General features: G+C 46.7%; 11 protein-coding genes and 1 pseudogene. 5 read left to right on the forward strand and 7 right to left on the reverse strand.

The annotated features are described in order from the left end of the window. The first annotated feature begins 165 nt into the window (after nt 1-165). Both LFX17_RS11335 and LFX17_RS11340 read left to right on the forward strand, forming a co-directional pair. Nucleotides 166-1,101, forward strand: coding sequence for an ornithine carbamoyltransferase (locus tag LFX17_RS11335; RefSeq protein WP_238730347.1), 936 nt, complete (start codon nt 166-168; stop codon nt 1,099-1,101). A 103-nt stretch (nt 1,102-1,204) separates the two neighbouring features. Then, the gene (locus LFX17_RS11340) at nt 1,205-2,197 is read left to right on the forward strand and encodes an HpcH/HpaI aldolase/citrate lyase family protein (protein WP_238730348.1); all 993 of its coding nucleotides are present in this window, start codon (nt 1,205-1,207) and stop codon (nt 2,195-2,197) included. A gap of 298 nt (nt 2,198-2,495) precedes the next feature. On the opposite strand, the gene LFX17_RS11345 is transcribed toward LFX17_RS11340, so the two are convergent. Continuing rightward, entirely contained in the window at nt 2,496-2,960 is a 465-nt protein-coding gene (locus LFX17_RS11345; protein WP_238746763.1) for an LIC11177 family protein, read from the reverse strand. A 143-nt stretch (nt 2,961-3,103) separates the two neighbouring features. Further along, on the reverse strand, nt 3,104-4,141 hold the full coding sequence (locus tag LFX17_RS11350) for a rhomboid family intramembrane serine protease (protein ID WP_319941249.1): 1,038 nt from the start codon (nt 4,139-4,141) through the stop codon (nt 3,104-3,106). Nucleotides 4,142-4,249: 108 nt separating this feature from the next. On the opposite strand from LFX17_RS11350, the gene mtnA reads away from it, so the two are divergent. Next, nucleotides 4,250-5,338, forward strand: a complete 1,089-nt coding sequence (mtnA, locus tag LFX17_RS11355) for an S-methyl-5-thioribose-1-phosphate isomerase (RefSeq protein WP_238746765.1) — start codon at nt 4,250-4,252, stop codon at nt 5,336-5,338. A 180-nt stretch (nt 5,339-5,518) separates the two neighbouring features. Here mtnA and LFX17_RS11360 read toward each other — a convergent pair whose 3' ends face one another. From LFX17_RS11360 to LFX17_RS11375, 4 genes and pseudogenes are all read right to left on the reverse strand, one after another. Further along, complete coding sequence (locus LFX17_RS11360; protein WP_238730351.1) at nt 5,519-7,027, reverse strand: DUF342 domain-containing protein; 1,509 nt, start codon at nt 7,025-7,027, stop codon at nt 5,519-5,521. Between the two features lie 300 nt (nt 7,028-7,327). Continuing rightward, entirely contained in the window at nt 7,328-8,368 is a 1,041-nt protein-coding gene (locus tag LFX17_RS11365; RefSeq protein ID WP_238730352.1) for an alpha/beta hydrolase family protein, read from the reverse strand. Between the two features lie 66 nt (nt 8,369-8,434). Further along, complete coding sequence (locus LFX17_RS11370) at nt 8,435-8,947, reverse strand: chemotaxis protein CheX (RefSeq protein WP_238730353.1); 513 nt, start codon at nt 8,945-8,947, stop codon at nt 8,435-8,437. Continuing rightward, nucleotides 8,938-9,726: pseudogene (locus LFX17_RS11375) on the reverse strand (hypothetical protein); the annotation flags it as partial. The pseudogene LFX17_RS11375 and the gene LFX17_RS11370, both read right to left, overlap by 10 nt. A gap of 444 nt (nt 9,727-10,170) precedes the next feature. Between LFX17_RS11375 and LFX17_RS11380 the strand changes: the two are divergent. Both LFX17_RS11380 and lpdA read left to right on the forward strand, forming a co-directional pair. Continuing rightward, the gene (locus LFX17_RS11380; protein ID WP_238730355.1) at nt 10,171-10,914 is read left to right on the forward strand and encodes a class I SAM-dependent DNA methyltransferase; all 744 of its coding nucleotides are present in this window, start codon (nt 10,171-10,173) and stop codon (nt 10,912-10,914) included. Nucleotides 10,915-10,995: 81 nt separating this feature from the next. After that, nucleotides 10,996-12,414 (forward strand): dihydrolipoyl dehydrogenase, encoded by a 1,419-nt coding sequence (gene lpdA, locus LFX17_RS11385; protein WP_238746770.1) that lies wholly within the window; start codon nt 10,996-10,998, stop codon nt 12,412-12,414. 114 nt (nt 12,415-12,528) lie between these two features. On the opposite strand, the gene perRB is transcribed toward lpdA, so the two are convergent. Beyond that, complete coding sequence (gene perRB, locus LFX17_RS11390; protein ID WP_238746772.1) at nt 12,529-12,990, reverse strand: peroxide-responsive transcriptional repressor PerRB; 462 nt, start codon at nt 12,988-12,990, stop codon at nt 12,529-12,531. Nucleotides 12,991-13,105 lie beyond the last annotated feature (115 nt).

A 13,105-nucleotide genomic window follows, 5' to 3' on the forward strand; every position in this document is an offset into this window, starting at 1 on the left:
TCTAATCTCATCCCCCCGGAGTCATTCGATTCGATCAGCGCAAACTCAGCAAACGCCTTCCTGAACTCAGCAAGTTACTCCCTACGGGTCGTAACTTAGGGCGGCGTTTATATCTATTTTCATTTACGAAACTCCTTCTATTCTGTTTTCTGTACATAAAGTCCTATGTCCGAAATCAACGTGAAACATCTTATTTCTTGGGAAGACTGGTCCGATTCCGAAATTCTCGATCTGCTGAACTTTGCGATCCACGTAAAGAAGAATCGAGTCAACTACGCGGGTCATTTGAGCGGCCGTTCTTTGGCGATGCTCTTCCAGAAAACTTCCACAAGAACCAGAGTTTCTTTTGAAGTGGCGATGACCGAAATGGGCGGCCACGGAATTTACTTGGACTGGATGGCGTCTAACTTTCAACTTTCCGACATCGATCTGGAAGCGAGATATCTCTCCAGAAACGTTTCCGTCATCATGGCCCGTCTAAAAAAACACGAGGACCTTCTTGCTATGAAGAACGGTTCACAAGTTCCCGTCATCAACGGCTGCGACAACATGTTTCACCCTTGTCAATCTCTTGCGGACGTAATGACCATCGCGCTCGACAAACCCGAACGCCCTTTGAATCAGGTTCGACTCGCGTATGTCGGAGTTCACAACAACGTGGTCAACTCTCTCATCGGAATCACCGCGGCTTTGGGGATTCATTTGACTCTCGTAACCCCGATCGCCGAAAAGGAAAACATACACGAGTCTACCGTGGAACGGGCCAAGTCCAAGGGAACGCTCGCTTGGGAATCGAATTTGGAAAAGGCAGTAAAGGACGCGGACTACGTTTACACGGACACTTGGCTGGACATGGAATTCTTCAACGATCCTTCTTACGCCGATAAGAAAAAACAAAGAATGGAACTGATGATGCCGTATCAGATCAATTCCGCTCTGATGGAAAAGACGAACGCAAGAGTCATGCACGACATGCCGATCCACGCGGGATATGAGATTACCCGAGACGTGGTTCTAAGCCCTAGGTCCATCATATTCCAGCAAGCGGAGAATCGACTGGACGCTCAAAAAGCGGTCATTCTAAAACTTCTTGAGGCTTGATCTCAGGAAAATCGGTTTACCAGAGGCCCCTTCTTCCGAAACCTGTATTTAGAGCCTTTTCACCCTCACTTGCAGGCTCGAAATAAGAATTAAAGGTATCTCTATGTCTAAATTGACTCATCCAAGAGAGGCGCTCTTCGAAGGAGAAAAGCCTTTCCCTATCATTCCTGCCTGTGAGCACTTTGCAGGATCGGAAAAGCTGATCACAAAAGCCCTCGAACTTCAGAACAAACTCGGCGGACTCTTCGACATCACCATGGATTGCGAAGACGGCGCGCAAACCGGAAAAGAAAAAGAACACGCGGAACTCATCGTTCGTCTTCAAAACAGCGAACTGAACAAACACAACATGAGCGGCGTGAGAATTCACGACTACACAAACGCATTCTGGAAACAAGACGTAGACATTATCGTTCCGGGCGCAGGGGAAAAAATCGCATACATCACCATTCCAAAACCGACCCGCGCGGCCCAGGTTGAGGAAATGATCACTTACATCCAAAAAGCGGTTCAAAAAGCGGGAATCAAAAGGGAAATTCCGATTCACGTATTGATCGAAACCAACGGAGCTCTTCAGGAAATCGAAAAGATCGCGGCTCTTCCTTGGTTACAAGTTCTTGACTTCGGTTTAATGGACTTTATCTCGGGACACCACGGAGCGATTCCCGCTTCCTGTATGAAAAGCCCCGGTCAGTTCGACCACGAACTTTTAAGAAGAGGAAAAGCGAATCTCGTAGCGGCGGCGCTTGCAAACGGAGTAATCCCTGCGCACAACGTAACTCTCGATCTTAAAAACCAATATCAAACGTACAAGGACGCAAAACGCGCCCATGACGATTTCGGCTTCTTGAGAATGTGGTCCATCTATCCGACTCAGATCCAAGCGATCCTCGACGCGATGGCTCCGGATTACAGCGAAGTGCAAACTGCGGCTGAAATTCTTATCCAAGCTCAAAACGCGGAATGGGGACCGATCCAGTATGCGGGCGATCTTCACGACCGTGCGACTTACAGATATTTCTGGGAGATCATCCAAAAGGCGAAACTCACCGGAATTTCCATCCCCGAAGAAGCGAACAAAAGATTCTTCAACTGATTTTGAATTCGAGTTTAACTTAATCTAAATTAGTTTAGAATTTTCGAATGTAAAAAGCCGCAAGAGATTGCGGCTTTTTTCGTATGTTGATCGATCCAACCTTTCGGATTCAAAAAAGAAATACGATCGAAATGAGTTGAAGCCGGATTAAAGTTCGTTGAAATTTTCGAAATCAAATCTAGAGAATTCGATCCATCGAAAACGGCTGTATCGATTTTGAAATCTGGCCGAAGATTTTTGAAAACGGGCGTGGTCTTCGAAAACGATCCTACAGATTTTTCCGCTCGCGGGCGATTTTTTATTTAACAAACTTCTCGAGAAGTTTGGCGATGAGTTCGTTTAAGCTCTTTTCGACGTGATCCCAAGATTTTTTGTTCATGGGTTCGAGAGGCATCTTTTTATCGAGTTGTTTGTAACGATCGAAACTTTCGCGGGCATAATCCAGATATTTTTTGGCTTCGATCCCGAGACGATCCAGATGAGCCTCGTTTTTGATATAAATGCCCGCGATCTTATCCCTGTATTCGTCCTCTAAAAAATAATATCGAACGTCAAGTTTCACTTCGTCCATGGCCTTGTAAATTTTAGAAACCTGATCTTTTTTATCGACGGGCGCCGACTTCTCTCCCGAAATTTCCATCGCGGGTGATTGCGACTTTTCTTTCGGCGCAGAGGTCTTCGGAGGTGCGTTCTTTTTCAGAAGCTTCTCCAATTTCTCGCGTTTTAAAATGTCGAATAAAGCGCTCTTTTTATTCTGAGTCACAATTACACCCTATCTTTGAAATGGTTCTATTTTAATGTATCGGAAAATCGGACTTCTTCCGCTATTATAAACAATTTATACGACGAATTTTCTTGGAAAAAAATCTCTTTTGTTAGAGGCATCGGAAAAAGAATCGGAAACAATTAGTTTCCAGATTCCCTCTCTAATTTCAGCTTTCGTAACGCGCAGTTCGGAAGCCATTCACAACGTAAACAGAACGGATCTTCGGGCTGATACGTGGGAGGAGGACACAAATTCACGTTCGTTTGTTGCAAAGGAGTCAGAAATGTTTCCTGATCGGAAAAGGAATTCTTCTTAGCAAGGCTGCTGAGCAGTTCCCGATTCTTGCGCGTTTGAGAATCGAGGTCCTCCGCCAAAGAACGGTTTTGCGGTTTGGATTCGGAATTTTCCTGTGGTGGTTGTCGCTTCGGAAAGATCTTTCCGGAGTCGAAAGAATTTCCCTTTAAAATCCAAGGTGCAACGAGTGTCGCACCGAGCGCCCCGCCCAAATGACAGGAGTTGCTCACGACAAACGGAGAATGGAAATAATAAACCGAAACGATATCCGCGATAAATCCCCCGCCGACAAAGATCCATGCCGCATAACGGGCCTTCATCCGAAAGAAGATCAGAAAGACTTCGGTTTCCGGAAAAAGGATTCCGAACAAAACCAAAATTCCCGTAACACCGCCGCTCGCACCGAGCGTGGTGGTTTGGTATAAATCCATGGGATACTGGATTCCTAATACTTGAACGAAGATAGGAGCGAGAATTACGGTCAATCCTCCGGTCAAAATGGCCGCGACGTACACGATCGTAAACTTCCAAGCGGGAATGTATTTACAGATCAAGCCGCCGAACATGACAAAGACATACATATTGAAGAAAAGGTGAATAAAAGGAGTTCCATACGCTTCGTGTAGAAATCCGTATGAAAAAATCTGCCAGTAAAATCCGTGAAACACGCGTGCGGGAGTGAGCGCAAAGTAGTATTCTATGATTCCCGTTCCGCCGGCAAAAAGCTGAAGAATATAAATCAGGACGTTCGCGATTAAAAACAGATTGATCGGATGAAAAATGGAATAACCGAACAGCGACAATCCGTTTCGGTATTTTCTTTTTGCCATATTGGATAGAATACGAACTGTGGTCAGAGAGTCAAGCAGGCAAAGCCGGGGCAAAAATTCACCCCGGGTTTCCTCATTCTCCGGGAGAAGGAGAATGATTTTTCAATCACATTCTTTAAATCGAAAAATCGGGCCTCATCCTTTATAGTCGGGAAGAAAAAAATGCAGGAATCAGGATTAAAACCCATTCTTTGGAGAAACAAACGGCTTACTCTTTTGGATCAAAGGGTTCTTCCCGGTACGACTTCTTATCTCGACGCAAAAACGATGGAAGACTGCATCTTCGCAATCCGCGAAATGGTGGTAAGAGGCGCTCCCGCGATCGCGATCACCGGAGCCTTCGGGATCACGTTGTATTTAAACGGACTTTCCTCGAAACCGACTTTAGCGGAACTCAAAAAAAAACTACACGAACTTTTAGAATCCAGACCCACCGCGGTCAATCTGCGACTTGCGATCGAAGAATTCTCCGCACGCTTTCCCGAAACGGACTATGATTCGTTCACACTGAACGATCTTCAAGAAGGAGCGGAGAAATTCGCCTTATTCATGTTAGAGGAAGATCTCGGAAACAACCTGACTCTTTCCAAAAATGCGCTTTCTTTATTTCCGAAAAATCCTTCCGCGTTGAACATCATCACTCACTGCAATACGGGAGCGCTCGCGACCGCCGGTCACGGAACCGCGTTAGGTGTTATACGATCCCTACGCGACGCGGGTCATTCTCTGACGGTTTTCGCGGACGAGACAAGACCGTATCTGCAGGGTGCAAGACTTACGGCTTGGGAACTGAAAGAAGAAGGAATTCCCGCGTATCTCATCACGGACAACATGGCCGGTTGGGTGATGTCTTCCCGTAAGATCGACGCGGTTGTCGTCGGCGCGGATCGTATCGCTTCCAACGGAGATACGGCCAACAAGATCGGAACGTATCCGCTTGCCATCGTCGCCAAACATCACGGAGTTCCTTTTTACGTCGCGGCCACGGCCAAGAGCATGGATTTTAGAATCCCGGATGGAAGTCATATTCCGATCGAGATGCGAAAGGAAGAAGAAGTCACTTCGTTCGGATTTTTAAAGAACGCGGACGGAAAACCGTTCTTGAGCGAAGGAGTGATTGCCCCAGAAGGAATGAAGGCGCTCAACCCTTCCTTTGATGTTACCCCCGCTTCGTTGATCACCGGAATCATTACCGAACGGGGAATCGTTTCTCCCGTTACGGAAGAGAATCTTAGGAAGATCTTCGACTGAAGCTGAAGAATGCGTCGTTCTTCCGACGATTTTTTTGTGAAACACGCGGAGCCCCGCCCTTGTTTTGGGTGGGGGGTGAGGTGGTGGGAAAACCTCGGCAAAATCTACTTATCACAAAACGAACTTCACGGCAAGCCCATTCTAATTCGAAAATTTCGTAGGAACTCCTACAAAACGGGACTACTTCGTCGTTTGCAACGCGACCATCATCGCTTTGTCCTGACCGGGTTCAAAAACCATCATAAACGAAGACTGAAATTTAGTGATCTTCTCTATCTGTCTTCTATAATGAATCACGGCACCCGGATAAGCTCCCTTTTGAACCGCAAGTCGAACCGATCCCGGATTAAAACGGGAAGTTTTCAGGGAGTCCTGTTTGAACTTGAGCATATTCAAAATCTTTAATTTCTTATTGTAGTCTTCGAATACGGTCTTAAACGCCGCCTTCTTGTCCTCGGGAAGATTTCCCCGGGAACGCTGAACCATGTGTTTGATCTGCTGGATTTTCGGAAGAATCTTTTCCATTTCCTTCTCACCCATTTGGATCTTACGGGTGATTTCCTGAAAGGATCGATCGTTCTTAAAATGAAATCCAAGCTCAACGGTAACATCCAACTCGGCGCTCGAACCCAAGGAGACGACCGAAACACCTTCGTTCGTTCTTACCTTGCTCGAAACGAGGTTGCCGTTGGAGCCGCTCAAAAGAACGGACCCTAAAGTATCGATCGTCGAATTTAAAATCGCACCTTCGATGATGATATCACCTTCGGTTTCGAGATGCGCATTCTCGATAAACTTCGCCTGTACTCTTCCCGTTACGTGAATGATTTCCGTTCCCGAACCTTTGATTCCGCCGTGAACGATCAGATCCTGACCGACCTTGATTTGATTGCTTTCCAAGTTTCCATAGACAACGAGCGATCCGGTACATTCCACGATAGAACCGGGTTCGATATCTCCGCGCACAATCACGTTTCCTTCGAATTGAATGTTTCCGGTGGAAAGTCCGACGTTGCCCGCAATTTGCAGTTCGGGAGAAACGGTGATAGAAGTTTCGGTTACGAAAATCACGCCGTTGCTCGCGGCAAAGTATTCCTGAAGTTCTTTTCCTTCTTCAACAACGTTTCGTTCTTCGATATTCTTCCCGAGCACGAGCTTAGGACGTTTGATCGCCGGTGCAGGAATGATGTTTCCGAAAACGTCGAAACCAGGGTTGCCTGGAATTCCCTCGAACTTTGTGGCAAGCTTCTCGCCGATTTTTACGTTGATGTATCGATCGATATTTCTGAAATCAGCGCGTCCGTCTTCGAGCAGCTTAACGCGCTTTGCCATAGGATGATAAAAACGAACCCAACCGTTCTCTCCGGGAGTCGGCGCGACACCTTTTGCGATTTCAACCTTGATCGGAGTAAAGTCCCCTCGTTTCCCCGCTTCGTCCAAGAGAGTCAAAACTCTTCGGATCTCGTCGACTAACATCCGTTCTCTGTGAATTCCCCAGTCGAGTATAATGCTCCAAAGCTTATCCTTGGAAACGCTTTCGCCTTTGAGATTGTAAGGTCGTACGGTCATCACCGCAGAAAGCTGATCGGCGGAAATTCCGATGCTGATCGCCGATTCAATGGAAATGGGAGATGGGGCGGTTTGGGATTCCGTTGCTGGTGTTTTCATAGGCTCGTCTTTCGCATTCATAGTATTTCGATCTTCAGGTCTAAACCGAAGTTCATTTCTCTTTCTAATTTCGACTTAAAGAGAAGGAACTTAAATGTAGTATATAAGGTTCCCTTGAAATGAAACTTTTTTTTACTTATATTACCGTGAAATTATAAATAAAAAAGAAAATCCTATTCTTTTTAACAATCGGCGCATCGGATTTCTTCGAGAATTCCGTCGATTTTTTTGAACCTTACGAACCCTCCTCCACCCGGAAACAAAAGGGTCAAAGATTGGTTCGGCCGGCTATGAGACGAGACGCTGTGGAAAAATCCACGCTTAGAATGGATGATTCGCGGAAAAAAGATATTCTCCCCAAAAGGATGCCATCGGCAAAATCTCCGTCAAACGCGTATAAAACGGAAGATGATCTCCGTGCGTCAAGAGACTGGTCTCCAGAAACGGAACCGTTCGGTTTCCGTTCTTTAGAATCAACTCGCGAAGATCCTTGGATTCCTGCGGTGAGATCACGGGATCGTCGTCTCCGTGCAACAGAAAACACGGTTTGATAAACTCATGCGCGAAGAAAGCGGGAGAAGTCGCTTCCACAAAGGGTTCGGCGACCGCCGTTTTGATCGCGACCGCGGATTCTTTCCGAAATTCGGCATTTTCCAAAAACTTTCGAACAAAGCTCCGATCACCTTCGTTCAAACCGGCAAGGATCTTAGGACCGCGGAGCGAATCGGGCGTTCGAGACAATCCGTTGTCCAAGGCCGACTCTAAGAAATATTCCTTTAAACCTTCGTGTTTAGAACGGATCAGATGAATGTAGTTGTACATCATCACATTCACCGCGTAACTTTCGATCTCGTAGTTCTTTAATACGAACGCAAAGGTCTGGCCGAAGTTCGCATAACCGCCGATCAACAGCGCGGCCGTAAGAGCGTTCTGACATTCCGGATTTGCTAATGCGACAAAGCCCATTCCCGCTGAAAAACTCGCGGAAAGATAAGAAAGAGGCCGTCCTTCCAAAGCATGAATCCCTAAAAACGCGGACCGGATATTCGAGATCGTTTCGGAACGGATCAACAGCCCTTTCACTTCGGGTAGTTCGGGAAGATATACTCGAAAGCCCCGATTGGCGAGATTGTTTCCCAACGCGAGAATACGCGGATCGTCGATTCCTTTAAAGCTCATCCCGTGCTGGAGATAAACGATCGGAGCCTTTGCATTCTTTCCGCTTTCGAGAATCTTCGTTCTTAAGGAAACGGAGTTCGGCAGACTCAGGCTCGTTTCCGTTATGCGCGCTTGCGGGGGAGTTTTGATTCCGGAATAGTCGAGTAGAAAGGGCAATCCCTTCCATACGTTGAAAGAATTCATCCGAATGAGGGTTTATGCTACGGGAAAAATCTCCACAAAAATTTTTCGAAAGACCGTTATTTTTGTCTAAAACTTCTTCATCAAAAGAATGAGATAAACCCTTCCGAGATACTCTTTCGCTTTTGCGTCCTTTAAAAAATAAATCAGGATGTATTGCCTGTACGTTTCCAAATCGATCGGTATGAGTTTATGATTGAGAATTTCGGGAGGAAGCTGTTCCGCTTCGAATCTTCCCAACCTCATTTCGGAAATCAACATTCCGCAGATCTGATTGGCGAACTCCATCAGAATCGAAGGTGCGTCGGCCCGTACGGTAGGATCGATGTGAAAGGAGCGCGCGACCAAGGGGAGAAGTTTCAACTTCGTGTATCCGTCCATGGCGAGAAATAGTTTTCCTTCGATTTCTCCCTTGAACTCGACCATCGTACAGTTCTCGTAACAAAGCCCCTCGTTTTTGGAAGGACCGAACGCCTCGCGGATCGCGGTGACGTTCAACGTTTTGTCCAAATATTCCGGAAAGATCTGAGAGATCGTCAGAATGAATTTTTCGTCGAGTAAAGGATCGATGCTCACAGACAAATGTACCTGTTCGGTCCCTGTTCGATCGAAGCGGCCAACGCCTTTCTCGCGTTTGAAACCCATTCTTCCTTCGTTTCTTCTAAAATCGAAACGCCTAAGTTGAGATCGACTCGATGATTTTCGTTTTGCAGGGATTCGATCAGTTCCTTCAGATTTTTGCTGAACGCGTCCCATTCTTCGGCGTGAAGAAGGAATGCGACTCGATCCTTTCGGATTCTATAAAAGCGAATCGTTTTTCGGAGGATTTTGGAAGTCCAAAGGGACATCCATTTCAAGACATACGGATGGGAAGAATCGGTTTGAATACTTGCAAAGATCAGAATGTTCTCCTCCGCGCGAAGCTTGTCCAACTCGAACGCGTGAAGATTGCCGAAACCCGTTTCCGGATCGGAAGATTCGAATTGAATCGAAACCTGTTCTTCGTATTCTTCCTTCCAGGAGCGGAACTCTTTCGGGTTCAAGAGATTCCATTCGTTTAACAAAATCTTGAGATATCCGAACGGTGCGGTTCCGGTCGAAAGCGGAATCAACGCGAACGATTCGGTAAAACTGATTCTTCCTTCACGCAACTCGCTCAGACTTTTTTCGGTAATTACGTTTTCTTCGGGGCTTTCGGGAAGATGAAAGATCTTTCCCTTTCTCGAAGCGAGAAGCAACGAAACTTCTCCGCTTAAAAAATAGATTTCAGCGGAGCTCAAATAAGAACCGAGCTGTTTTAAAAATGTCTCATGTGCGAGTATGAGTTCCGGATGTGCGGGGACTTCCCTCTTCCAGACGAAACTTGCATGCGCATTCGGATTCGTTCTTAGGTTCGAAACGTTTCGAGCTCGAACCGTCGATTCTACCCGAGTCCGTGTTTCCGAAATCGAATCCTGCTTTGCATTCGATTCGAAGTTCGTAAGAACGGCGTTTTCCGATCGCGGAAGAATTTCGTTTTTGTGCGAATCACGATTCTCCTCGAAGGACTTCGACGAAGGATCGGGCGCCTTGTGAACGGTTTCCTTCAGAACCAGTCCGAAGAGAAACAAAAGAGAAACCGAAATTCCCCCCAAAATCAACGTATCGCCGCTCCAAAGACTTTTGTTAAGTCCGGTCTGCCTTTCGAGAGACACGAGAGAACAATTAAAAAAAAAGAAAATGATTCCGAAATATTGGATTTTCATAAGCAGACTGCCGTTAATATATTTAACGGGCAGATTCCAAGACCTCTAAACCGATTTTTTATGAAGTTGTACAACGAACTCGCAGAATTCTACTTCGATATCGAAAAGCCCGCGCGCAAGATCGATTCCGAAGCCAAGTTTTTGGATCGGCTTTTCCGCAAACATAGAATCATGACGATTCTCGATATGGGTTGCGGAACCGGAGAACACGTTCGTTATTTTCAATCCTTAGGCTACCGTCCCAAAGGAATCGATTCCTCTTCCCGTATGATCGACGTCGCCAAAAAAAGATATTCGCATTGCAAGTTCGACGTATCTCCGATGCAGACGTATCAATCCGGCGTTCTTCTGGATTGTGTGATGAGTCTTTTCGGGTCGTTTAACTATCTCTTAACGAACGAAGAAATCGATTCCACTCTCAAGCTCATGGAGCAGAATCTGAAACCCGCCGGTCTCGCGATTTTGGAAGTTTGGAACGCGGAGCCGCTTAGAACGATCAAAAGAAAACCGATCACTCCGGTGGCCCAGATCAAATCACAAAGCGCTACGATTCAAAGAAACCGAGGTTTCCGTTTGGTCAGGGCCGATACGTCCACGATGGTGGAAGTGAATTACATCTATCAGATCAATACGAAGGAAATTCGGGATAAACACGTTATGCGCGTTTTCTATCTTCCCGAAATCGAACGGATGATTCTCAGACATAAATTCGAGATCATGCACGTGTATTCCGGATTCAACGAGACGAAGTTCAAAAATTCGGCGGGAAGAATGATTCTCGTTCTGAAAAAGAAAAGCGCTTGATCCGGAGGATTCTTTCCGACCGTTCAAAATAATTCTTGCGGAACCGTTCCGAAAAGGACTCTAATAGTTCCGGAGAATTTTATGCCAGAATCCTACGATCTCACCGTCATCGGCGCGGGGCCAGGCGGCTACGTCGCGGCCATCAGAGGCGCTCAGTTGGGAATGAACGTCTGCGTCGTCGAAAAAGAAAGGCCCGGCGGCATCTGTTTGAACTGGGGTTGTATTCCCACCAAAGCCTTGCTCGAATCGGCGCACCTTTTGGAAAAGATGCGTTCCGCTAAAGAATTCGGAATCGATCTTACAGGCGCAAAGCCGGACTTACCCTCTATGATCGCGCGTTCCAGAAAGGTCGCGGACGGTATGGCTTCCGGCGTGGAATTCTTATTAAACAAAAACAAAATCACCCGAAAAAAGGGAACGGCTGTATTCAAAGATTCGAATACGATTTGGCTGCCCGATACTTCCAAAGAGGAAATCACTTCGAAGTATTTCATTCTCGCGACGGGTGCAAGAGCGAGAGAACTCCCCGGTTTGCCCTTCGATCCAACGACCGTTCTTTCTTCCCGAAGCGCGATGGTTCAGGAAAAAATCCCAGAATCGCTCTTAATCGTGGGAGCCGGTGCGATCGGAGTGGAATTCGCGGACTTTTACGCGACGATGGGCGCCAAAGTCACGTTAGTCGAAATGCTGGACCAGATTCTTCCCGTGGAAGACAAAGAGATTTCTACATTCTTAGAAAGATCGTTTGTAAAGCGGGGAATCCGAGTTTTAACGAACGTAGGAGTTTCCGATCCGAAACTGGAAAACGGAAAAGTAAAGGTTCTACTCAAGGGAAAAAATCTCCCGGAAACGGGAGAAGTTTTGGAAGCGGAAAAGATTCTCGTTTCCATCGGATTGGTTCCGAACACGGACGCGATGAACCTCGAAGAGATCGGAGTCTTTTTACAAAAAGGTTTCGTAAAGACGGACACGAAATACAAAACAAGCGTTCCTCATATCTACGCGATCGGAGATTGCAACGGCCCTCCTCTTCTCGCGCATGTCGCTTCCATGGAAGGAATCAAAGCCGCGGAAGCGATTTCGATCCACGCGGGAAATCCCCACCGCTTGAGCTACGTTCCCATCGACTACAACGCGATTCCGGGTTGCACGTATTGTCATCCCGAAGTGGCTTCGATCGGATTCACCGAAAAAAAAGCGACTGACATGGGTTATACGATCAGCGTAGGAAAGTTTCCGTTTACCGCAAGCGGAAGAGCGCAGGCGATGGGAGACGCTGGCGGTTTTACCAAAGTGATCGTGGATAAGACTACGGGAGAAATTTTAGGAGCGCATCTCATCGGTCCCGGTGTTACGGAACTTTTACCGGCGGTCGCACTCGGAATCACGCAGGAGTTGACGGCAAAGGAAATCGCGACTACGATCTTTGCACACCCTACACTTTCAGAAACCGTAATGGAGTCTTTCGGCGCCGCTTTGGGAGAAGCGATCAATCTTTAAAGATGGATCGTTTTCTTACTTTGCAAGAGAGCGACTCGCCGTGTTCCGGAGCTCGTTAGCCGACACGCCCTCTAAACTCGGCGTCTCGCTTCCTAAACTCAATGAATTAAATCCCTATGAGTCGCAATTCAGGTCGCTCGATGGATCGCTTGCCAGTTTTCCGGTTAACAAAATATCAGTTTTGTTGACCAGGAACTCGGCGGGAAGATTGGAACTGAGGGAAAGAAGAGAAGGATCGATGTCATGGAACTTACCGCTCTTTTCGTCGAAGAAGTGATAGTGATCCACGATATTGCTGTCGTAAACGGATTTTCCCAAACAGGAAAATTTGAATTCTCTCAAAAGCCCTGCCGATACAAGGATGTTCAACGTGTTGTAGACGGTAGCCAAACTCATTTTGAAGGAACGGCTATCGACCCATTCTTTGACTTCTTCCGCGGTGGGATGATCGGCCTCGCAAAGAACATACTGGCAGATTGAAATTCTCTGTATCGTGGGTTGAATGGAAACGGACTTCAATCGTTGTTCGATCTCCGCCGGAGTTAAACAGACTTTTTTTGCAAACAACGCTTCCATCTTCTTAGAATTCCTTGAGGGAAACCCTTCTCTTCATCTGACATCCGTAAATCGCGTTTTCGCACAATTTTATTCGGGGACTTCACAGGAAAGCATCTCTTTCTTGAAAAATTCT

Origin of the sequence: Leptospira sanjuanensis (assembly GCF_022267375.1) — a bacterium.
GTDB lineage: Bacteria > Spirochaetota > Leptospiria > Leptospirales > Leptospiraceae > Leptospira > Leptospira sanjuanensis.